The organism is Telluria sp. LT2P80 (assembly GCF_059685955.1).
Map to the genome: position 1 here is coordinate 353,851 of NZ_JCASIO010000001.1, position 20,432 is coordinate 374,282.

General features: G+C 61.8%; 21 protein-coding genes and 1 tRNA gene. All 22 read right to left on the reverse strand.

Features of this window, described 5'->3' with window-relative positions; all coding sequences use genetic code 11:
* Positions 1 to 8 precede the first annotated feature (8 nt).
* The 22 genes from AC56LW_RS01550 to AC56LW_RS01655 all read right to left on the reverse strand — a co-directional run bounded on the left by AC56LW_RS01550 (position 9) and on the right by AC56LW_RS01655 (position 20,391).
* Positions 9 to 335, reverse strand: coding sequence for a DUF2818 family protein (locus AC56LW_RS01550; RefSeq protein ID WP_499557171.1), 327 nt, complete (start codon positions 333 to 335; stop codon positions 9 to 11).
* A gap of 3 nt (positions 336 to 338) precedes the next feature.
* A complete protein-coding gene (gene nuoN / locus AC56LW_RS01555; RefSeq protein ID WP_499630977.1) occupies positions 339 to 1,844 on the reverse strand; it encodes an NADH-quinone oxidoreductase subunit NuoN in 1,506 nt (501 codons plus the stop codon).
* 15 nt (positions 1,845 to 1,859) lie between these two features.
* On the reverse strand, positions 1,860 to 3,362 hold the full coding sequence (locus AC56LW_RS01560) for an NADH-quinone oxidoreductase subunit M (protein WP_332531048.1): 1,503 nt from the start codon (positions 3,360 to 3,362) through the stop codon (positions 1,860 to 1,862).
* Positions 3,363 to 3,384: 22 nt separating this feature from the next.
* Complete coding sequence (gene nuoL, locus AC56LW_RS01565) at positions 3,385 to 5,499, reverse strand: NADH-quinone oxidoreductase subunit L (RefSeq protein WP_258834887.1); 2,115 nt, start codon at positions 5,497 to 5,499, stop codon at positions 3,385 to 3,387.
* A 39-nt stretch (positions 5,500 to 5,538) separates the two neighbouring features.
* Positions 5,539 to 5,847, reverse strand: coding sequence for an NADH-quinone oxidoreductase subunit NuoK (gene nuoK / locus AC56LW_RS01570; protein WP_183557698.1), 309 nt, complete (start codon positions 5,845 to 5,847; stop codon positions 5,539 to 5,541).
* Positions 5,844 to 6,527: an NADH-quinone oxidoreductase subunit J gene (locus AC56LW_RS01575; RefSeq protein WP_258834888.1), complete on the reverse strand. Its 684-nt coding sequence runs from the start codon at positions 6,525 to 6,527 to the stop codon at positions 5,844 to 5,846. The genes nuoK and AC56LW_RS01575 overlap by 4 nt, the downstream gene beginning before the upstream one ends.
* Before the next feature lie 31 nt (positions 6,528 to 6,558).
* A complete protein-coding gene (nuoI, locus tag AC56LW_RS01580; RefSeq protein ID WP_183557692.1) occupies positions 6,559 to 7,047 on the reverse strand; it encodes an NADH-quinone oxidoreductase subunit NuoI in 489 nt (162 codons plus the stop codon).
* A 10-nt stretch (positions 7,048 to 7,057) separates the two neighbouring features.
* Positions 7,058 to 8,149 (reverse strand): NADH-quinone oxidoreductase subunit NuoH, encoded by a 1,092-nt coding sequence (gene nuoH, locus AC56LW_RS01585; protein ID WP_332531045.1) that lies wholly within the window; start codon positions 8,147 to 8,149, stop codon positions 7,058 to 7,060.
* Positions 8,149 to 10,491: an NADH-quinone oxidoreductase subunit NuoG gene (gene nuoG, locus AC56LW_RS01590; protein WP_499630980.1), complete on the reverse strand. Its 2,343-nt coding sequence runs from the start codon at positions 10,489 to 10,491 to the stop codon at positions 8,149 to 8,151. The genes nuoH and nuoG overlap by 1 nt, the downstream gene beginning before the upstream one ends.
* Positions 10,492 to 10,512: 21 nt before the next feature.
* Entirely contained in the window at positions 10,513 to 11,808 is a 1,296-nt protein-coding gene (gene nuoF, locus AC56LW_RS01595; protein ID WP_332531043.1) for an NADH-quinone oxidoreductase subunit NuoF, read from the reverse strand.
* Positions 11,805 to 12,281, reverse strand: a complete 477-nt coding sequence (nuoE, locus tag AC56LW_RS01600; protein WP_183557680.1) for an NADH-quinone oxidoreductase subunit NuoE — start codon at positions 12,279 to 12,281, stop codon at positions 11,805 to 11,807. The genes nuoF and nuoE overlap by 4 nt, the downstream gene beginning before the upstream one ends.
* A gap of 20 nt (positions 12,282 to 12,301) precedes the next feature.
* Positions 12,302 to 13,555 carry an NADH-quinone oxidoreductase subunit D gene (locus AC56LW_RS01605; protein ID WP_183557677.1) on the reverse strand — a complete coding sequence of 418 codons (1,254 nt, stop codon included), beginning with the start codon at positions 13,553 to 13,555 and terminating at the stop codon, positions 12,302 to 12,304.
* The gene (locus AC56LW_RS01610) at positions 13,555 to 14,148 is read right to left on the reverse strand and encodes an NADH-quinone oxidoreductase subunit C (protein ID WP_258834892.1); all 594 of its coding nucleotides are present in this window, start codon (positions 14,146 to 14,148) and stop codon (positions 13,555 to 13,557) included. Before AC56LW_RS01610 ends, AC56LW_RS01605 begins: the two co-directional genes overlap by 1 nt.
* Before the next feature lie 18 nt (positions 14,149 to 14,166).
* Positions 14,167 to 14,643: a NuoB/complex I 20 kDa subunit family protein gene (locus AC56LW_RS01615; protein ID WP_147933132.1), complete on the reverse strand. Its 477-nt coding sequence runs from the start codon at positions 14,641 to 14,643 to the stop codon at positions 14,167 to 14,169.
* A gap of 3 nt (positions 14,644 to 14,646) precedes the next feature.
* Positions 14,647 to 15,006 (reverse strand): NADH-quinone oxidoreductase subunit A, encoded by a 360-nt coding sequence (locus tag AC56LW_RS01620; RefSeq protein ID WP_183557670.1) that lies wholly within the window; start codon positions 15,004 to 15,006, stop codon positions 14,647 to 14,649.
* Positions 15,007 to 15,178: 172 nt separating this feature from the next.
* A tRNA-Leu gene (locus tag AC56LW_RS01625) sits at positions 15,179 to 15,263 on the reverse strand.
* A gap of 301 nt (positions 15,264 to 15,564) precedes the next feature.
* A complete protein-coding gene (gene secG / locus AC56LW_RS01630) occupies positions 15,565 to 16,008 on the reverse strand; it encodes a preprotein translocase subunit SecG (protein ID WP_332531042.1) in 444 nt (147 codons plus the stop codon).
* A gap of 86 nt (positions 16,009 to 16,094) precedes the next feature.
* Positions 16,095 to 16,856, reverse strand: a complete 762-nt coding sequence (tpiA, locus tag AC56LW_RS01635; RefSeq protein WP_499503082.1) for a triose-phosphate isomerase — start codon at positions 16,854 to 16,856, stop codon at positions 16,095 to 16,097.
* Between the two features lie 147 nt (positions 16,857 to 17,003).
* Entirely contained in the window at positions 17,004 to 17,990 is a 987-nt protein-coding gene (locus tag AC56LW_RS01640) for an NAD(P)H-quinone oxidoreductase (RefSeq protein WP_499630986.1), read from the reverse strand.
* 94 nt (positions 17,991 to 18,084) lie between these two features.
* Positions 18,085 to 19,053, reverse strand: coding sequence for an MYG1 family protein (locus AC56LW_RS01645; RefSeq protein ID WP_183557657.1), 969 nt, complete (start codon positions 19,051 to 19,053; stop codon positions 18,085 to 18,087).
* A 94-nt stretch (positions 19,054 to 19,147) separates the two neighbouring features.
* Positions 19,148 to 19,651, reverse strand: a complete 504-nt coding sequence (locus tag AC56LW_RS01650; protein ID WP_499630989.1) for an Rv1443c family protein — start codon at positions 19,649 to 19,651, stop codon at positions 19,148 to 19,150.
* Positions 19,652 to 19,767: 116 nt separating this feature from the next.
* Complete coding sequence (locus AC56LW_RS01655; RefSeq protein ID WP_499630992.1) at positions 19,768 to 20,391, reverse strand: tetratricopeptide repeat protein; 624 nt, start codon at positions 20,389 to 20,391, stop codon at positions 19,768 to 19,770.
* Positions 20,392 to 20,432: the final 41 nt, after the last annotated feature.

Consider the following 20,432-nt stretch of genomic DNA (forward strand, 5'->3'; position numbering starts at 1 on the left):
CCCGATCTCTACCTGCGTGGCTTGTGCAGATACCGCATCACGAAGCCGGGAAACGCCAGTACCAGGAACAGGCACCCGGTCACGGCATGAAACTCCCAGGTCTGCACGGCCACCGACCCGATGCGCGATTCGAGCAGGCGGGCAATGAAGCCCACCACGAAGTACAGGACGATCAGCTCGAGCAACCGCACCGGGAACGGCTTGGTGCGGCGCTCCCCGGCCGGCTTGCGGCTGGGGAGCGTCACGAGCCCGAAAAGGCGCTCGTTGATGAACGGCAGATTGGCGGCGGCCAGTGCAAGCAGCACCACCAGCCAGGCGGCCAGGTTCAGATCCACGCCTTACTTGGCCAGCGTGGCTTGCATGGCGCTGTAGCAGACGGCCAGCAGGCTGCCTGGAATCACGCCCATCACCACGATCGCCACACCGTTGAGCGACATGATGATGCGCATGTCCAGCGGGGTCGAGATGGCCGAGGTGTCGATTGCTTCGTCGAACCAGATGGTCTTGACGATGCGCAGGTAGTAGAACGCACCGATCAGCGAGAACATCACCGCAACGACAGCCAGCCACACCATGCCGGCATTGGCCACGGCCTGCAGCACCGCGTACTTGGCGATGAAGCCCACCATCGGCGGCACGCCAGCCAGCGAGAACATCAGGATGGTCATGACAATCGCGAACCATGGGCTGCGCTTGCCGAGACCCTTAAAGTCGCTGATCAGCTCGGCTTCATGGCCGGCGCGCGCCAGCATCATGATCAGGCCAAAGGTACCGACCGTCGTGAGCACATAGATGATCGTGTAGTACATACCGGCGCTGTAGGCAGCAGCGGCATCGGTCGTATCGCCACCGATATTGCCCACCACCAGGGCCAGCACGACAAAGCCCATCTGGGCAATGGTCGAGTAGGCCAGCATGCGCTTGAGATTGGTCTGCGCGATCGCGGTGATGTTACCGAAGGCCAGCGACAGCACGGCCACGACCATCAGCATCTGCTGCCAGTCAAAGGCCATCGATGGCAGCGCTTCGACCAGCAGGCGGATGATGATGGCGAACGTCGCCAGCTTCGGCGCGCCGCCCAGCAGGATCGTGACAGCCGTCGGGGCGCCCTGCACCACGTCCGGTACCCACATGTGGAATGGCACGACGCCGAGCTTGAACGCCAGGCCAGCCACCAGGAATACCAGGCCGAAGACCAGGATCATCGGATCGGCTTCGCCGGTGCTGGTGACCTGGCCGATCGTGGTGATGTCCAGCGAACCGGTTGCACCGTAGATCATCGACATGCCGTACAGCAGGAAGCCCGAGGCCAGTGCGCCGAGGACGAAGTACTTCATCGCCGCTTCGGTCGAGATCGCGTGATCGCGGCGCAGGGCCACGAGGGCGTAGGTCGACAGCGACATCAGTTCCAGGCCGAGGTAGATCGACAGCATGCTGTTACCGGAGATCATGATCATCTGGCCCAGCATCGCGAACAGCGCGAGCACATAGAACTCGCCGCCCAGATTACCCGACATCATGTCGCGCTCGCCAATGTACTGGCGCGAGTAGACCAGGGTCATGGCCGTGGCTGCGTACGTGAACAGCTTGAGCAGGTTCGACATCGGGTCGGACACGTACATCCCGTTGAAGGTGAAGACGGTCGTGCCGGCATTGAAATCGACGAAGGAGAACACGGCGCAACCGGCGATTGCCAGCAGCGACAGCGCATACGTCAGGTTGCGCTTGCCGGCCTTCAGGTACATGTCGATCAGCAGGATCGCCGAGGTGGCGATCAGGAGGAAGATCTCGGCGTAGACCGGCACCAGATTGGTGTCGACCGCCGATAACAGGGTTGTGTTCATCTCGTTCATGGCGTTTTATTGAGGCACTTTGCTGACTGCGACATGTTGCAGGAGATCGGTGACCGACACCTGCAGGGTCTCGGCGATCGGCGCCGGGTACAGGCCCATGGCCAGGGTGGCGATGGCCAGCACCGACAGGATGGCGAACTCGCGGCCGTTCAGGTCGACCAGTTCGGCGACATGCTTGTTGGCGACCGGGCCAAAGATGACGCGCTTGACCATCCACAGCGAATAGGCGGCGCCCAGGATCAGCGCGGTGCCCGAAGCAAGACCCGTCCAGAAGTTGAACTCGACCGCGCCCAGGATGACCATGAACTCGCCGATGAAGCCCGACGTCGCCGGCAGGCCGGCATTGGCCATCGAGAACAGCACTGCGAAGGCAGCGAACTTCGGCATCGTGTTGACGACACCGCCGTAGGCAGCGATTTCACGCGAGTGGACACGGTCATACAGCACGCCGATACACAGGAACATCGCGCCCGACACGAAGCCGTGCGAGATTGCCTGCATCAGACCGCCCTGCACGCCCAGGTCGTTGAACATGAAGAAGCCCAGCGTGACGAAGCCCATGTGAGCAATCGACGAGTACGCCACCAGTTTCTTCATGTCCTTCTGGACCAGTGCAACCAGACCGATGTAGATCACGGCGATCAGCGACAGCACGATGACGACCGGCGCCAGGTACTGGCTTGCGTCCGGGGTGATCGGCAGCGAGAAGCGCAGGAAACCGTAGGCGCCCAGCTTCAGCATGATCGCAGCCAGCACGACCGAACCGCCGGTTGGCGCTTCGACGTGGGCATCCGGCAGCCACGTGTGCACTGGCCACATCGGGACCTTGACGGCAAACGCCATGAAGAACGCGCAGAAGATCAGGATCTGCTCTTTCATCGTCAGTGGCAGCAGGTGCCATTCGAGGATGTTGAACGAGCCCGAGGCGTTGTACAGATAGATGATCGCGACCAGCGTCAGCAGCGAACCGAAGAACGTGTACAGGAAGAACTTGAACGCCGCGTACACGCGATTCGGGCCACCGAACACGCCGATGATGATGAACATCGGGATCAGCGTCGCTTCGAAGAAGAAGTAGAACAGCAGGCCGTCCAGCGCGCAGAACACGCCGATCATCAGACCCGACAGGATCAGGAACGAACCCATGTACTGGGCGACACGTTCCTGGATCACTTCCCAGGCCGCCAGCACGACGATGATCGTGATGAAGGCGGTCAGCGGCACGAACCACAGCGACAGGCCATCGACACCCAGGCGGTAGAAGATGTTGAAGCGATCGATCCAGGCCGCTTCTTCAAAGAACTGCATGCCGTGGGCGGCGTTGTCGAAGTTCGTGATCAGGGGAATCGTCGGCAACAGGCTGACGATGGCGCCCACGAGCGAGAGCATGCGTACCATGCCGGCGTTCTTGTCGCGGCCGACGGCCAGGACCAGCACGCCGAACAGGATCGGGAGCCAGATGGCCAGGCTCAGGTACGGTGGAAATGTTGAAATTGTAGACTGCATCATTTTTCGTTATCTCTGCCTGTGATTAACCGCGCCAGAACGGGAAGAAGTACAGCATGGCCGCCAGCACGCCAACGATCATCACGAACGCATAGTGGTAGATGTAACCGGTCTGTGCTTTACGGGTGATGGTCGAGAACCAGCCGACTGCCTTGGCGCTGCCGTTGACGACCAGGCCGTCGATCAGGCCGCGGTCGCCCACTTTCCACAGGCCGCCGCCCAGCAGCAGCGAGCCGCCGGCGAAGACTTTCTGGTTGAACGCATCCATGTAGTACTTGTTGTCCAGCAGGGTGTGCAGCGGCTTGAACTTGGCATAGAACCAGGCCGGCACGCGTGGGTTGATCATGTAGCAGTAGTAGGCGGCAACGACGCCAGCCAGTGCCAGCCAGAACGGTGCGGTCTGCAGACCGTGCAGGGCCATCGCGGCAGCGCCGTGGAACATCTCGCCCAGTTCGGCCATGGCCGGGTGGTTCGGGTTCACGGTGATGACGCCATCGAAGAACGTGCCATGCAGCATCGGCTGGATCGTGAAGAAACCGATCAGCATCGATGGGATTGCCAGCAGGACCAGCGGCACCGTCACGACCCATGGGGACTCGTGCGGCTTCTGGCCCGGGGCCAGGCCGTGGTGGCCATGGTCGTCGTGCGCGTCTTCTTCGTGGTGCGAACCCGAATCGTGCAGTGCATGCGGATCCGAATGATCGTTGGCAGCTGCCTTGTGATGTGCGTGATCGTCATGATGATCATGCGCATGCGCTTTGCCGAAACGCTCTTCGCCGTGGAACACGAGGAAGTACATACGGAACGAGTAGAACGCCGTGACGAACACGCCGGCCAGCACTGCGAAGTTCGCGAAGCCGGTACCTGGCAGGTTACTTGCGTGCACTGCTTCGATGATCGAATCCTTCGAGTAGAAGCCCGAGAAGAACGGCGTACCGATCAGGGCCAGCGAACCGATCAGCGAAGTGATCCAGGTGATCGGCATGTACTTGCGCAGGCCGCCCATGTTGCGCATGTCCTGGTCGTGGTGCATGCCCATGATGACCGAGCCGGCGCCAAGGAACAGCAGCGCCTTGAAGAACGCGTGCGTCATCAGGTGGAATGCGGCGACCGAGTAGGCCGACACGCCCAGTGCGACGGTCATGTAGCCAAGCTGCGACAGCGTCGAGTAAGCAACCACGCGCTTGATGTCGTTCTGGATGATGCCCAGGAAACCCATGAACAGCGCGGTGATCGAACCGATGACGATGATGAACGACAGCGCGCCATCGGACAGTTCGAACAGCGGCGACATGCGCGACACCATGAAGATGCCGGCGGTAACCATCGTTGCGGCGTGGATCAGTGCCGAGATCGGGGTCGGGCCTTCCATCGAGTCAGGCAGCCAGACGTGCAGCGGGAACTGCGCCGACTTGCCCATCGCGCCGATGAACAGGCAGATACAGGCGGCGGTCAGCAGCGGCCAGTCGGTGCCCGGCACGGTCATCAGTGCCAGCTGGTCGGCCTGCGCGAACACTTCGGCGTAGTTCATCGTGCCGGCAGCGGCCAGGATCAGGCCGATACCGAGGATGAAGCCGAAGTCGCCGACGCGGTTGACCAGGAACGCCTTCATGTTGGCGAAGATCGCCGTTGGACGCGTGTACCAGAAGCCGATCAGCAGGTACGAGACCAGGCCCACTGCTTCCCAGCCAAAGAACAGCTGCAGGAAGTTGTTGGACATGACCAGCATCAGCATGGCGAACGTGAACAGCGAGATGTACGAGAAGAAGCGGTTGTAGCCGTCATCCTCGGCCATGTAGCCGATCGTGTAGATGTGGACCATCAGCGACACCGACGTGACGACGCACATCATCATCGCAGTCAGGGTGTCGATCTGGAAGCCGACGGCCAGCTTGAGCGTGCCGACGGTCATCCAGGTGTACAGGTCCTGGTTGAGCGTGAAGCCGTCGAGCGCGGCCATCAGGGTCATGACCGAGATGACCAGCGCGATCGCCACGCCGAGGATGGTCGCGGTATGCGACACCTTGCGGCCGACGACATTGCCCAGGAACTTGGTACCCAGCAGACCGGCAATTGCCGAGCCTGCGAGCGGTGCCAGTGGCACTGCCAGTAAGAGTGAGGTTGAAATTTGCCCCGCCATGTTGAACCTTATTCGTTATAAGTTATCGAGCGAGACCGATCAGCCCTTGAGGCTGTCGAGGTCTTCCACGTTGATCGTGTCCAGATTGCGGAACAGGACCACCAGGATCGCCAGGCCGATTGCACTTTCGGCGGCCGCGACGGTCAAAATGAAGAACACGAAGATCTGCCCCGCCGCGTCGCCCAGGTAGTGGGAAAACGCGATGAAGTTCAGGTTCACCGCCAGCAGCATCAATTCGATGGCCATCAGCAAGATGATGATGTTCTTCCGGTTCAGGAAGATACCGACCACCGAGATCGCGAACAGGATCGCGCCCAGGATCAGATAGTGTGCGAGGGAGACGGTCATTTGCTTTCCTTCGGTTCGGCAGCAGCTGGCGCGGCAGCAGCAGCGGCTGCAGCGGCCTTGGCCACGTTCGCGGCATCGATCGCCGGCTGGTTCACGGTCGCGACCTTGATGATCTTCAGGCGGTCGTTGCGTTTCACACGCACGGCGTCGGCTGGATCGATGGCCTTGCTGTCCTTGCGGCGGCGCAGCGTCAGGGCGACAGCAGCGATGATCGCCACCAGCAGCACCACGGCGGCAATTTCAAAGCCGTAGATATAGCGGGTGTAGATCTGCAGGCCCAGTTCCTTGGTGCCGCCGATGTTCAGGGCAGCCGCTTCCGGCGTTTGCTGGAAGTTGCTGTAGCCGTGCCACAGCACCGCGCCCATTTCGAGCACGATCAGGGCGCCGACGCCGGCGGCCAGTGGCAGGAAGCCCCAGAAGCCTTCGCGCATGCGGTCGATATTAATATCGAGCATCATGACGACGAACAGGAACAGCACCATGACGGCGCCGACATAGACCAGCACCAGCACGATGGCGAGGAATTCGGCCTTCAGCAGCAGCCAGATACCGGCGGCGTTAAAGAAAGCCAGCACCAGGAACAGCGCGGCGTGAACCGGGTTCTTGGCGGTGATGACGCGCAGGCCTGCCAGCACCATCACGGCCGCGAACACGTAGAACAAAATATCAGTAAATGTCATGACTAACCCAGGAGCCTCTTGTAATTAACACTTAGCGGAACTTGGCGTCCGCCTCGCGGGCAGCGGCAATCTCGGTTTCGTAGCGGTCACCCACGGCCAGCAGCATCTCTTTGGTGTAATAGAGGTCGCCGCGTTTTTCGCCGTGATATTCCAGCACGTGCGTTTCGACGATCGAATCGACCGGGCACGATTCTTCGCAGAAGCCGCAGAAGATGCACTTGGTCAGGTCGATGTCGTAGCGCGAGGTGCGGCGGGTGCCGTCTTCGCGCTGGGTCGACTCGATCGTGATCGCCATGGCCGGGCAGACTGCTTCGCACAGTTTGCAGGCGATGCAGCGCTCTTCCCCATTGGGGTAGCGACGCAGCGCATGCAGACCGCGGAAGCGGTTCGACATCGGGGTCTTTTCTTCCGGGTACTGGACCGTGATCGAGCGCGACAGAGCGTAGCGGCCGGTCAGGGCCAGGCCCTTGATCAACTCGGTCAGCATCAGGCTGCCGAGGATTTCTTTCATACGTGACATGTGCGTCCCCTTACTTCCAAATATTCCACGACGTCTGCATCCAGGCGGCGATGAACACCAGCCAGATCAGCGTGATCGGAATGAACACTTTCCAGCCCAGACGCATGATCTGGTCGTAACGGTAACGTGGGAACGTACCGCGCACCCAGATGAAGAACGTGACCAGGCAGAACGTTTTCAGGAACAGCCAGAAGAAGCCGATGAAGCCGCCCAGGGTGCCGCCCACTTCGAGAAAGCTGAATGGTGCCGACCAGCCGCCGAGGAAGAACAGCGACGCCAGGCAGGCGATCAGGATCATGTTGCCGTATTCGGCCAGCATGAACATCGCGTACGACATGCCCGAGTATTCGACCATGTGACCGGCAACGATCTCGGATTCACCTTCGATCACGTCGAACGGGTGACGGCCGCACTCGGCCAGGCCCGACACCAGATAGATGATGAACAACGGGAACAGCGGCAGCCAGTTCCACGACAGGAAGTTGACACCCCAGCCGGCGAACGTGCCCATCTGCTGACCGGCAACGATGTCCGACAGGTTCAGGCTGCCCGTGACCATCAGCACGACCACCAGCACGAAGCCCATCGGGATTTCGTACGAGATCATCTGGGCCGATGCGCGCATGGCGCCCATGAACGAGTACTTCGAGTTCGACGCCCAGCCGGCGATGATGATGCCGTAGACCTCGACCGAGGTGATCGCCATCAGCAGCAGCACGCCGGCGTTCACGTTGGCCAGCGCAAATTGCGGACCGAATGGAATGACCGACCAGGCAGCCAGTGCCGGCATGATCGTCATGACCGGACCGATCACGAACAGGCTCTTGCTCGCCTTGGCCGGGATCACGATCTCTTTGATCAGGAGCTTCAGGCCGTCGGCCATTGGCTGCAGCAGGCCGCCAGGACCGACGCGGTTTGGACCCACGCGGATCTGGATCCAGCCGATGAACTTGCGTTCCCACAGCGTGGCGTAGGCGATCGCGATCATCAGCGGTGCCAGCACCGCGATGATCTTGATCAGGGTCCAGACAATCGGCCAGACCGGGCCGAGCAGGTCTGCACCGCCGGCGTTGAATGAATCAATGTAACCGGGCGCGGCCATTACTTGCTCTCCCCTGCTTTTGCAACTTGGATGGAACCGAACATGGCGCCCAGGCCTGCCACGGCCGGATGGCCCGCGGCGACACGCACTGCGTTCGATGGCAGCGTGGCGTCGACATCGGCCACCAGCACGGCCGAACCAGCGCCCTGCGTGACGGTGACGCTGTCGCCGGCCTTGACGCCGATCGATTCAGCCACCGCTTTCGACAGCGTGACCAGCGGCGCGTTCGCGTCGGCGGTGCGCTGCAGCGGCTCGGCGCGGCGTGCCAGCGCATCGGTGAAGTACACCGGCACGTCGGTCACGCGTTCCAGCTGGCCGGCTGGCGCATAGGCGCCAACGGTCGGTGCCAGCGTGGCTTTGTTGTTCAGCTTGCCCGACAGATCGGTCACACCCTTGCCGAACAGCTCGTCGCGGATCGATTCCGACGTGTCGTAGTCGAAGCCCTGCAGGCCCAGCAGGTTACCCAGCACGCGCAGCACTTTCCAGGCGGGACGCGTGTCACCCAGCGGACGCACGGTGCCGTTGAAGCTCTGTGCGCGGCCTTCGCAATTGACGAACGTGCCCGAAGTTTCCGAGAACGGCGCGATTGGCAGCAGCACGTCGGCGTAGTCCAGGCCATGCTTGAAGGCCGACATGACGACGACCATCTCGGCGCCGGCCAGGGCCGCACTGGCTTGCTGCGGATTGGCAGCGTCCAGTTGCGGCTCGGCGTTCAGCAGCACATAAGCCTTTTTCGGCGTGGCGAACGGTGCTTCGTTCTTGCCCGACGTGGCGCCCACCAGGTGGCCGCCGATCGTGTTGGCCGACTCGACCAGGTAACCGAACGAGCAACCGGTCTGCTCGGCGATCCACTGCGCGGCGGCGTGGATTTTCGATGCTTGCGGATGTTGCGCAGCAGCGTTGCCCAGCAGGATCGCGCCTGGCAGTTCAACGTCGCCAACGACGACCAGCGATGCGGCAATCGCTTTGGCGATGTCCGATGCTTCGATCTGTTCGAAACCGGCTGGCGCCGCGATGCCCTTGTCGGCAGCGATGGCAACGACGATTTCCGACAGCGCGACGAGCCAGTCGCTCGGTGCAGCGATCAGTTTGTGCGCGACCTTCATCAAGAGTTCGTCGTCTGCGCCAGCGACCAGCGACAGGCGCAGGCCCGACTTGGTGGCGGCGCGCAGACGCGTCGAGGCCAAAGGGTGATCCTTGCGCAGGAACGAACCGATGACCAGTGCGCGCTTGAGCGTGCTCAGCTGGGCGATCGGCATGCCGAGCCATGGCGTGACCTGGCCGTCGAGCGAAAAATCGCTCTGGCGCAGGCGGAACTCGACGTTGTCCGAGCCCATGCCGCGCACGGCCTTGTTCAGCAGGTGCAGTTCTTCAACGGTCGAATGCGCAGTCGCGACAGCAGCGATCGCATCGGCGCCGTGTTCGTGACGAATATTGCGCAGGCCGTGAGCGACGTATTCAAGGGCAGTCTGCCACTCGGCTTCCTGCCACATGCCGCCCTGCTTGATCATCGGCTTGGTCAGGCGGTCGGTGTTGTTCAGCGCTTCGTACGAGAAACGCTCTTTGTCCGACAGCCAGCATTCGTTGACCGCTTCGTTTTCGAGCGGCAGCACGCGCATGACGCGGCCGCCCTTGACCTGAACGATCAGGTTCGCGCCCAGCGAATCGTGCGGCGAGACCGACTTGCGGCGCTGCAGTTCCCATGGACGTGCCGAATAACGGAATGGCTTGCTCGTGAGCGCGCCGACCGGGCACAGGTCGATCATGTTGCCCGAGACTTCCGAGTCGACGGTCTTGCCGACGAACGTCGTGATCTCGGAATGCTCGCCGCGGCCCAGCATGCCGAATTCCATGACGCCGGCCACTTCCTGGCCGAAACGCACGCAACGGGTGCACTGGATGCAACGCGACATCTCTTCCATCGAGATCAGCGGGCCCGCTTCCTTCGGGGCCACCACGCGCTTTTCTTCTTCGTAGCGCGAACCGCTCTTGCCATAGCCCACGGCCAGATCCTGCAACTGGCATTCGCCGCCCTGATCGCAGATCGGGCAGTCGAGCGGATGGTTGATGAGCAAAAATTCCATCACCGACTTCTGGGCCTGCACGGCCTTGTCGCTGTGGCTGCGCACGATCATGCCCGGCGAGACCGGGGTCGCGCACGCTGGCAAAGGCTTCGGCGCCTTTTCCACTTCGACGAGGCACATGCGGCAGTTCGCAGCGATCGACAATTTCTTGTGATAGCAGAAGTGCGGAATGTACGTTCCGAGCTTGTTTGCGGCGTCCATCACCATCGAACCCGGTGGGACTTCAACTTTCTTGCCGTCTAATTCAATTTCAACCATGGGATCGTTACCTGACCTGGTTTAAAGGTATGAGGGCACGAGGCAGTGCTTGTGCTCAATGTGATATTCAAATTCTTCGCGGAAGTGCTTGATCATGGCCTGCACTGGCATCGCGGCCGCATCGCCGAGCGCGCAAATCGTGCGGCCCTTGATGTTGTCAGCGATGTTGTTCAGCAGATCCATGTCGTCCGGTCGGCCCTGGCCATGCTCGATGCGGTGAACCATGCGGTACATCCAGCCCGTGCCTTCGCGGCATGGCGTGCACTGGCCGCACGATTCTTCGTAATAGAAGTACGACAGGCGCAGCAGCGACTTGACCATGCAGCGCGTCTCGTCCATCACGATCACGGCGCCCGAACCCAGCATCGAGCCAGCCTTGGCGATCGAATCGTAGTCGAGATCGGTTTGCATCATTTGCTCGCCCGGCACCACTGGCGCCGACGAACCGCCTGGAATCACGGCCTTGATCTTCTTGCCACCGCGCATGCCGCCCGCCAGTTCCATCAGGGTCGCAAATGGCGTACCCAGCGGGACTTCGTAGTTGCCTGGCCGCTCGACGTCGCCCGAGATCGAGAAGATCTTGGTGCCGCCGTTGTTCGGCTTGCCCAGCGCCATGTAGTTCTCGGCGCCGATGTTCAGGATGAACGGGACCGCAGCGAAGGTCTCGGTGTTGTTGATCGTCGTCGGCTTGCCGTACAGGCCGAACGAGGCCGGGAACGGCGGCTTGAAGCGCGGCTGGCCCTTCTTGCCTTCGAGCGACTCGAGCAGCGCGGTTTCTTCGCCGCAGATGTAGGCGCCATAACCGTGGTGCGCGTGCAGCTGGAACGAGAACGTGCTGCCCAGGATGTTGTCACCCAGGAAGCCCGCGGCGCGCGCTTCTTCCAGCGCTTCTTCAAAGCGCAGGTAGTCTTCGAAGATCTCGCCGTGGATGTAGTTGTAACCCACGGTGATGCCCATCGCGTAGGCACCGATGGCCATGCCTTCGATCAGCGCATGCGGGTTGTAGCGAATGATGTCGCGGTCCTTGAACGTGCCTGGCTCGCCTTCGTCGGTGTTGCAGACGAGGTATTTCTGGCCCGGGAACTGGCGCGGCATGAAGCTCCACTTCAGGCCGGTCGGGAAACCGGCGCCGCCGCGGCCGCGCAGGCCCGACGCCTTCATGTCGGCGATGATCTGCTCGGGCGTGATCTTTTCTTCGATGATGCGGCGCAGCGCCGAATAACCGCCACGGTTGACGTAGTCGGTCAGGTGCCAGTTGGTGCCGTTCAGATCCTTCAGGATCAGCGGCTTGATGTGACGATCGTGCAGGCTGGTCATTTGTTCAGTTCCTCAAGCAGGGCGTCGATCTTGGCGTCGCTCATGAACGAACACATGCGGTGGTTGTTCACCAGCATGACGGGTGCGTCGCCGCAGGCGCCCATGCACTCGCCTTCCATCAGCGTGAACTTGCCGTCCGCCGTGGTGTCACGGAAGTCGATGTTCAGGGCGTCCTTGATGCGCTGGGCTGCGCGTTCGCCGCCCGACAATGCGCATGGCAGGTTGGTGCACACGGTGATCTTGTGCTGGCCAACCGGCTTGACGTTGAACATATTGTAGAAAGTCGCCACCTCTTGCACGGCAATGGCCGGCATCTGGATGTAATCGGCGAGTTCCTGCATCGTCTCTGGCGACAGCCAGCCCAGTTCGACCTGGGCGTGGGCGAGCGAGGCCATCACGGCCGACTGGCGTTGATCGGCTGGGTACTTGGCCAGCTCCCGATCGATTTTTTGATAGCACTGCGGGGATAACATATTCTTCTCTGCCTTTCGGACTAGCGATCAATACTGCCGAACACGATGTCTTGCGTACCGATGATGGCGACGGCATCAGCGATCATGTGTCCGCGTGCCATTTCGTCGAGGCTCTGCAGGTGGACATAGTCCGGCGTGCGGATTTTCAGGCGGTATGGCTTGTTGGCGCCGTCGGAGACGATATAGATGCCGAACTCGCCCTTCGGATGCTCGACCGCAGCGTATGCCTCGCCCTCTGGGACGTGGAAGCCTTCGGTGAACAGCTTGAAGTGGTGAATCAGCGATTCCATATTGGACTTCATGTCCATCCGGTTCGGCGGCGCAATCTTGTTATTGTCGATCATGACCGGGCCCGGATTGGCGCGCAGCCAGGTGATGCATTGCTTGATGATGCGGTTCGACTGGCGCATCTCTTCCACGCGCACCAGGTAGCGGTCGTACGAGTCGCCGTTGGTGCCGACCGGGATGTCGAACTCGACCTTGTCGTACGCTGCATACGGCTGCGTCTTGCGCAGATCCCAGGCGATGCCCGAGCCGCGCAGCATGGCGCCCGTGAAACCCATGGCTTTCGCGTCTTCCGGCGTGACCACGCCGATGCCAACGGTACGCTGTTTCCAGATACGGTTATCGGTCAGCAGGGTTTCGTATTCGTCGACATAGCCGTCGAAGCGCTTCGTGAACGCGTCAAGGAAGTCGAGCACGGAGCCCTGGCGGTGTTCGTTCAGTGCGTCGATCGCCTTGGCGCTGCGGATCGGCGAAGCCTTGTGCTGTGGCATCGTGTCCGGCAGGTCGCGGTACACGCCGCCCGGGCGGTAGTAGGCCGCGTGCATGCGCGCGCCGGATACCGCTTCGTAGACGTCGAACAGGTCTTCGCGGTCGCGGAAGCAGTACAGGAACGGGCCCATGGCGCCGATGTCCAGCGCGTGCGCGCCGAGCCACATCAGGTGGTTCAGGATGCGGGTGACTTCGTCGAACATCGTGCGGATGTACTGGGCGCGGATCGGCGCCTGGATGCCAAGCAGCTTTTCTATGGCCAGCACGTAGCCGTGTTCATTGCACATCATCGACACGTAGTCGAGACGGTCCATGTACGGCACCGATTGCAGGTAGGTGCGGGTTTCGGCCAGCTTCTCGGTGCCGCGGTGCAGCAGGCCGATGTGCGGGTCGGCGCGCTGGATCACCTCGCCGTCGAGTTCGAGCACGAGGCGCAGCACGCCGTGCGCTGCCGGGTGCTGCGGACCAAAGTTCAGGGTGTAGTTCTTAAGCTCAGCCATTATTTCGTCCCGTAAGTCTCTTCGCGAATCACGCGGGGAATGTTCTCGCGCGGTTCGATCGTGACGGGTTGATAGATCACGCGTTTCTGCTCGGGGTCGTAGCGCATCTCGACATAACCCGAGATCGGGAAGTCCTTGCGGAACGGGTGGCCGATGAAACCGTAGTCGGTCAGGATGCGGCGCAGGTCGCCGTGGCCGTCGAACAGGATGCCGAACAGATCGAACGCTTCGCGCTCGAACCAGTTGGCGGCGCGCCAGATCGGGGTAATCGATTCGACCAGCGGCATGTCGTCGTCCGGGCAGAACACCCGCACGCGCACGCGCCAGTTGTGGGTCAGCGACAGCAGGTGCACGACGACCGCAAAGCGCGGTCCTTCGTAGGTGCCTTCGCCATATTCCGAATAGTCGACGCCGCACAGGTCGATCATCTGCTCGAAGGCCAGCGCAGGGGTATCGCGCAGGGCCGTCATCGAGCGGATGTAGTCGGCGGCCTTGACCACCACCGTGACTTCACCCAGCGCCGCCGAAATCGCGGCGCCCTCGCCCAATGCAGTCTGCAGGGCGAGTTGAAGGGTTTCGAGTTTTGTCGTCATGGAGTACGCCGTCCGTTTTTAGCGCGCGATGGTATTGGTGCGCTTGATCTTGTTCTGGAGCTGCATGATGCCGTACAGCAGAGCTTCGGCGGTCGGTGGACAGCCTGGCACGTAGACATCGACCGGGACGATGCGATCGCAGCCACGGACGACGGAATACGAATAATGGTAGTAGCCGCCACCGTTGGCACAGGAGCCCATCGAGATGACCCAGCGCGGCTCGGCCATCTGGTCGTAGACCTTGCGCAGCGCCGGCGCCATCTTGTTGCACAGCGTGCCGGCAACGATCATGACGTCGGACTGGCGTGGCGACGGACGGAACACGATACCGAAACGGTCCATGTCGTAGCGGGCCGCGCCCACGTGCATCATCTCGACCGCGCAGCAGGCCAGACCGAACGTCATCGGGAACATCGACCCGGTACGTGCCCAGTTGACCAGCTTGTCGGCTGTGGTGGTGATGAAACCTTCGTTTAGTACGCCTTCAATAGCCATGGCTTATTCCCAATCAAGGGCACCTTTCTTCCAGATGTACCAGAAGCCCACGACGAATTCGGCGATGAACACCATCATCGTGATGAAACCGGTGAACCCCAGTTCGCGCATCGAGACGCCCCATGGGAAGAAGAATGCCGTTTCAAGATCAAACAAAATAAACAGGATCGCGACCAGGTAGTACCGGACGTCGAACTTCATGCGCGCGTCTTCGAAGGCTTCGAAGCCGCATTCATACGGGGACAGTTTGGCATCGTCGGGTTTGTGCGGCCCGAGCAGGCGACCAAGCACCTGAGGGGCGACACCGACACCGATGCCAACCAGGATAAAGAGAAGAACGGGGAGATAACTTTCGAGGTTCACGATGAAGCCTTCTGAACGATCGGTTAATGGAACGCTGCAGAGATGCAGCACCGAATCGTGCGAACCTGGCCTCGAGCCTGCCGCCAGGATCGTACGACAGATCCTCGTAAAAAAGCCAGCTCAGGCATGAGGTAAAAACTCGTGCGCCCTTGCTGGCTTTCTTTCTAAATTTTGGTGCCGACGGCGAGACTCGAACTCGCACAGCTTGCGCCACTACCCCCTCAAGATAGCGTGTCTACCAATTTCACCACGTCGGCTGGAGAACAGTATTTTAACCTGCTTTAGCACTATCTTTCAATGCTCAAATTGCGCAATCACAAAGATATTTGCCATTTATTTGAATCATATCGCCGAACAATCTATTGGACGCTCTTTTACTGACATGAGCATGACAAAGTTCGTTGCGACACGACCGTCAATATTGCGAGGCTGCACAGACCGGTTGTTCAACCCTGTCACGCGCCGCAGTATTCTACGCCTAAAAACGACAATGCGCCCGATAAAAAGGCGCATTGTTTTGGAACAGCAATGGCGCGCATGGCGCCGGGACTGCGTGGCTTAGTTCGTGGCTGGTGCCGGGGCTGCCGGGGCTGGCGCCGGGGTTGCCGGAACAGCCGGGACACCCGCTGCCGGTGCTGCCGGAACGGCGCTGCCCGCTGGCAGCGTCGGCACGTCGGCTGGCGCCGTCTGCACCGGGGCCGTGACCGGGATACCGGCTGCAGGCGCCTGGGCACGACCCATCACGCCGGCGTTGTCGCCGCCGCTGCGATCGTTGCCGATATAGGCCAGCGTCAGCGTGGTGCCGAAGAACACGGCGGCGGCCACTGCAGTTGCCTTGGACAGGAAGTTCGACGATCCGGATGCACCGAACAGGCTGCCAGAGGCGCCGGAACCGAAGGCCGCACCCATATCAGCGCCCTTGCCATGCTGCATCAGGACCAGGCCAATAATGGACAGGGCCGAGATAACCTGCACGACGATAATAAGATTAGACCAGATCATTGCAATTCCATTCCAAGGTTTAACAGCGTTTCAAATTTTTTGTAATTCCAAAATCTTCGCAAAACTATATGCGCGAGATTATGTCGTTATGCGGCGCGCAGAATGGCGAGGAAATCGGCCGCTTTCAGCGCCGCCCCGCCGATCAGGCCGCCATCGATGTCCGGTTGCGCCAGCAGCTCGCGTGCATTCTCCGGCTTCATGCTGCCGCCGTAAAGGATTTGTACGGTTTCTGCGGCATCAACGTTGCACTTGCGCACTAACGCGCGCATGTCGGCGTGAACTTGCTGCGCCATCTCGGGCGTGGCCGTCTTGCCGGTACCGATTGCCCACACCGGCTCGTAAGCGAGCACCAGACGCGCGACATCTTCAAACCCTACCAGTTCCAGCACTGCGTGCAGCTGGCCACCGACGACGTCGTTGGTCTCGCCCGCTTCGCGCTGCTCCAGTGTTTCGCCGATGCAGACGATCGGGGTCAGGCCGGCGTCCAGCGCCGCTTTCGCCTTGCGCGCGACCAGCTCGTTCGACTCGCCGTGATAGCCGCGGCGCTCGGAGTGGCCGACGATCACGTAACGGCAACCGAAATCCTGCAGCATCGAGACGCACACTTCGCCGGTGAAGGCGCCGCACGGCTCGGTCGCGACATCCTGCGCGCCCCAGGCCACGCTGCTACCGGCCAACAATTGCTCGCACTGGAACAGGTACGGCGCGGGGACGCACACCGCGCACGACGCCTGCGTGCCAGCGCCAGCATCAGCGTCGAGACCAGCGAGAATGCCTTGCAGCAGCTCGGCATTGACTGCCCGGCTGCCGTTCATTTTCCAGTTACCTACTACGAGTGTGGGACGCATACTACCCCATGTCAAATAACCCGCTATTCTAGCGGTCGATATTGTGGCGGTCAAACAATGGCTGGGAGTGCCAAGCTGCTTGAAGCCGCTCGTGGATGCACCGCGCAGGGCCTGTCGGCCCCACCGGCGCGCCTGTTGTTTTTATGGTCAGTCGGCCAGCACTTGCAGGACGATCTTGCCCACGTGGGTGCTCGATTCCATCATCGTGTGCGCTGCCGCGGCTTCTTCGAGCGGGAACACGTGGTGGATCACCGGCTTGATCTTTTTCTGCGCAAACAGCGGCCAGACCTGCTCGCGCAACTGGCGCGCAATGGCCGCCTTGAACGTAACCGGACGCGGACGCAGCGTCGAACCGGTAATCGTCAGGCGGCGGCGCAGTACATGGTTCATGTCCAGGTTGGCCTGCGGCCCACCCAGCAGCGCGATGACGACCAGGCGACCATCGTCGGCCAGGCACTCGATCTCGCGCGCCACATAGTCGCCCGCAACCATGTCCAGAATCACATCGACACCACGGCCGTCCGTGAGTTCCTTGACCACGGCGACAAAATCCTCATCGCGGTAATTGATGCCCCGCTCGGCGCCGAGCGCTTCGACGGCGCGGCACTTGTCGTCGCTGCCGGCGGTGATGAACACACGGTGGCCCAGCGCGCTGGCGACCTGGGTAGCGGTCACGCCGATGCCCGAGCTGCCGCCCTGCACCAGCAGGCTCTCGCCTTCGCTCAGGCGGGCACGGTCAAAGACATTGCTCCAGACCGTGAAATAGGTTTCCGGCAAGGTGGCTGCTTCCAGTGGGGTCAGCCCTTCTGGTACAGGCAGGCATTGCTCGAGTGGCGCGGCGCAGTATTCGGCGTAACCGCCGCCCTGCACCAGGGCGCAGACGAGGTCGCCCTTGGCAAAACCGCTGTCTTTCATGTCGCCGTCGACGATCTCGCCGGCTACTTCGAGGCCCGGCAGGTCAGAGGCGCCCGGCGGCACCGGGTACTTGCCCAGGCGCTGAAACACGTCAGGGCGGTTGATACCGGCAGCATGGACCTTGATCAGGACTTCGCCGGTTTTCAGGACCGGCAATGGCCGTTCACACAGTTGCAAGACGTCGGGCTGGCCCGGCTTGGTGATCTCGATGGCGCGCATGGAAAGCTCCCGCATTAGCAAAACCGCAATTGTACGGGAGTCGGCGGTGGCTTGCCGGCCACCCCGGCGATCGTGCGCGCCGTAAATACCATGCCTACGAATACGTCGTAACGGTCACGCCCTGCTCCACCGCATCGAGCGCCTGGCGCGCCATGGTGCGAATGCCGTCGTAGCTGCGCGCGGCGGCGATGAAGCGGCCCGTGTGGCAGAACACGGCGTCCGGCACGCCCGTCACAGCGGCCAGGTCCGCTTCGCGCAGGCCCGCCCAGGTTTCGGGCAGGTCGGCGCGTGCATCGAAGCTTTCGGTGTCGACCGACACCGTGTGCAGGATGTAGCGGTTCTCGGTCAGGCTGTGGCTGATGACGAACAGGATCTTCGGCATTTCCTTGCGCACGATGCTGCTCCACGGCAGCGCCGCATTCTTCAGGAACAGCAGCTTGCCGCCCTCGAGCACCTCGGCCTGGCGCACTTGCGTGACAGCCAGCATGGCGCCCACGCGGTAGCGCACGGCGTTGCCCATGATGTCGGTGAGAAACTCCACGGCGCGCATGAACTGACCCATCCGATACACGTCGACCGCTTCGCCATAGCCCAGGCGCTGCTCGTCGAGCCAGCCCGGATTGAAGCCCGAGACCACGGCCGACAAGCCGTAGCTGCCCGGCGCGTTCTTGGCCACGCCGACGTCCGACAGATCGAGATACTGGACGATATCGACGTCGATGGCGTACGCGATCTGCTGGGCGGTATCGTCGGACAAGGTCTCGCCCGTGTGCCGCAGCGCCAGCGCAGCAACACAGCGCGCGCCGTGGTCACGCCAGACGAGGCCGGCGCTGGCATACGGCACGCCGGACGGCCGGGTGGCATTGAATTCCTTCTGATGGTGGTCGAACCGGCCGGTGGCCGGGTCCCAGACCCCGCCAACGTCGATCGCGAAGTCGGCGGCATCGATCCGGGCCTGCTCGCGGGTGCGAATCACGTCGGCATCGGGGAACAGCACCTTCAGGACGGCGACGGCCCACGCATCATCTGCGTGGAATTTTCCGCCGTGAGTGGCAATCAACATACAAGCTCCAAATTGCTGCAACGCCGCGATGCAATCGGGCGCGCGAATGAGTCAAAGCCGAAGCCTACCATGCGGGGACGTATCTCAGCCTGTCTCAGCGTGCTCTGCCGGCTGCGCCGCGGGCTGCGACGGTAGCTCCACGGACACCCAGCGCCTGCGCCAGCTTCTTGTGACGGTGCGCGAAAAACAGCTTGACCAGGTAGCGCACCACCGGCGTAGCCAGGCGTGGCGTGAACGCCAGATGGTCGGTGACCTGGGCGCCCCGGCCATCGCCCGACGGCGTGATCACACGCTCATGGCGCCAGGAACGCATCGACAGCAGATCGGATTCCTCGACGAAGCGATGGCCCGGTTCCATCTCGGTAAAGCGCAGTTTGGACATGTCGATGGGAAACAAACCAAACAGCAAAAACTGGCAGCGGCCCAGGACCGTGTTGAGCGCGGTATCGGGGCCGATATGCGTCATTGCCTTGGGAAAGACGACCTTGAGCAACGGGCGCATTTCGGTGCGCACGCCTTCGAGCGATGTCGACCAGGCCCAGGCTTCGCCGGTCGAGACCGGTACGTGGGTCGTCATCGTCAGTGTTACCTTGGCCATCGGGGGCTCCTTGACAGTGTGTTCACACCATCATGGCTTGCCCTGCACCCCGGTTCGGTTCGCCAACCCGCATAACAGGACGATTGCCAGGCGATTGTGCCGGCCGCGCTGGCGCGTTATGCGTCACCGCCCGTTTTCGACGTCGTCGGCAGCGGCGTGCCAGGTTTCCAGGTACGCGACAGCGCCTGCGCTTCTTCGATCTGCTCCTGCGTCATGCGTTTGGCAATGGCAGCGCGCTGGTCGACGGCGTTGCGGTTGCCGCCGGCCGCGGCCAGGTTGTAGAGCATGTAGGCCAGCACGACATCCTGCGGCACCCCGGCCACATGGTAGCGGTACATCAGCCCGAGGGCATTCTGTGCCTCGGCATGGCCCTGCTCGGCGGCCTTGCGGAACCAGGTCACGGCGTGCTTCTGGTCTTGCGGCACCGAGTTGCCGGTGTAATACATGGCGCCGACGACGTACTGCGCATCGGCCTTGCCCTGCAGCGCGGCCTTCTGGTGCCAGGCAAATGCCTGCTTGTAGTCGCGCGCCACGCCCCGCCCCATGTAGTACATGAGCCCCAGCAGATGCTGCGCTTCGGCGTGGCCGGCCTTGGCCAACGGCGTGACTTCCTTCAGCGCAAGCGCATAGTTGCGGGCATTGTAGGCACTGGCGCATTCGGGAAAACCGGCGTGGGCGCTGCCATGCAGGCCGAACTGCAGGCACAGCGCCAGGAGAACTGCAAAGAATGGTGTCTTCATGGTTCGCACACAGAATCCAGATCGTTGCCGGTGCCGCCGGG

What these genes read in the sequence shown, in the direction of transcription:
- tpiA (WP_499503082.1), bottom strand. Translation starts at nt 16,856, where the DNA reads ATGCGTCCCACACTCGTAGTAGGTAACTGGAAAATGAACGGCAGCCGG.
- nuoI (WP_183557692.1), bottom strand. Translation starts at nt 7,047, where the DNA reads ATGTCACGTATGAAAGAAATCCTCGGCAGCCTGATGCTGACCGAGTTG.
- secG (WP_332531042.1), bottom strand. Translation starts at nt 16,008, where the DNA reads ATGATCTGGTCTAATCTTATTATCGTCGTGCAGGTTATCTCGGCCCTG.
- AC56LW_RS01560 (WP_332531048.1), bottom strand. Translation starts at nt 3,362, where the DNA reads ATGATGCAGTCTACAATTTCAACATTTCCACCGTACCTGAGCCTGGCC.
- nuoE (WP_183557680.1), bottom strand. Translation starts at nt 12,281, where the DNA reads ATGTTATCCCCGCAGTGCTATCAAAAAATCGATCGGGAGCTGGCCAAG.
- AC56LW_RS01645 (WP_183557657.1), bottom strand. Translation starts at nt 19,053, where the DNA reads ATGTTGATTGCCACTCACGGCGGAAAATTCCACGCAGATGATGCGTGG.
- AC56LW_RS01650 (WP_499630989.1), bottom strand. Translation starts at nt 19,651, where the DNA reads ATGGCCAAGGTAACACTGACGATGACGACCCACGTACCGGTCTCGACC.
- nuoK (WP_183557698.1), bottom strand. Translation starts at nt 5,847, where the DNA reads ATGACCGTCTCCCTCGCACACTATCTGATCCTGGGCGCGATCCTGTTC.
- AC56LW_RS01610 (WP_258834892.1), bottom strand. Translation starts at nt 14,148, where the DNA reads ATGACGACAAAACTCGAAACCCTTCAACTCGCCCTGCAGACTGCATTG.
- nuoN (WP_499630977.1), bottom strand. Translation starts at nt 1,844, where the DNA reads ATGAACACAACCCTGTTATCGGCGGTCGACACCAATCTGGTGCCGGTC.
- nuoH (WP_332531045.1), bottom strand. Translation starts at nt 8,149, where the DNA reads ATGGCCGCGCCCGGTTACATTGATTCATTCAACGCCGGCGGTGCAGAC.
- AC56LW_RS01615 (WP_147933132.1), bottom strand. Translation starts at nt 14,643, where the DNA reads ATGGCTATTGAAGGCGTACTAAACGAAGGTTTCATCACCACCACAGCC.
- nuoL (WP_258834887.1), bottom strand. Translation starts at nt 5,499, where the DNA reads ATGGCGGGGCAAATTTCAACCTCACTCTTACTGGCAGTGCCACTGGCA.
- AC56LW_RS01575 (WP_258834888.1), bottom strand. Translation starts at nt 6,527, where the DNA reads ATGACATTTACTGATATTTTGTTCTACGTGTTCGCGGCCGTGATGGTG.
- AC56LW_RS01655 (WP_499630992.1), bottom strand. Translation starts at nt 20,391, where the DNA reads ATGAAGACACCATTCTTTGCAGTTCTCCTGGCGCTGTGCCTGCAGTTC.
- AC56LW_RS01640 (WP_499630986.1), bottom strand. Translation starts at nt 17,990, where the DNA reads ATGCGCGCCATCGAGATCACCAAGCCGGGCCAGCCCGACGTCTTGCAA.
- nuoF (WP_332531043.1), bottom strand. Translation starts at nt 11,808, where the DNA reads ATGACCAGCCTGCACGATCGTCACATCAAGCCGCTGATCCTGAAGGAT.
- nuoG (WP_499630980.1), bottom strand. Translation starts at nt 10,491, where the DNA reads ATGGTTGAAATTGAATTAGACGGCAAGAAAGTTGAAGTCCCACCGGGT.
- AC56LW_RS01605 (WP_183557677.1), bottom strand. Translation starts at nt 13,555, where the DNA reads ATGGCTGAGCTTAAGAACTACACCCTGAACTTTGGTCCGCAGCACCCG.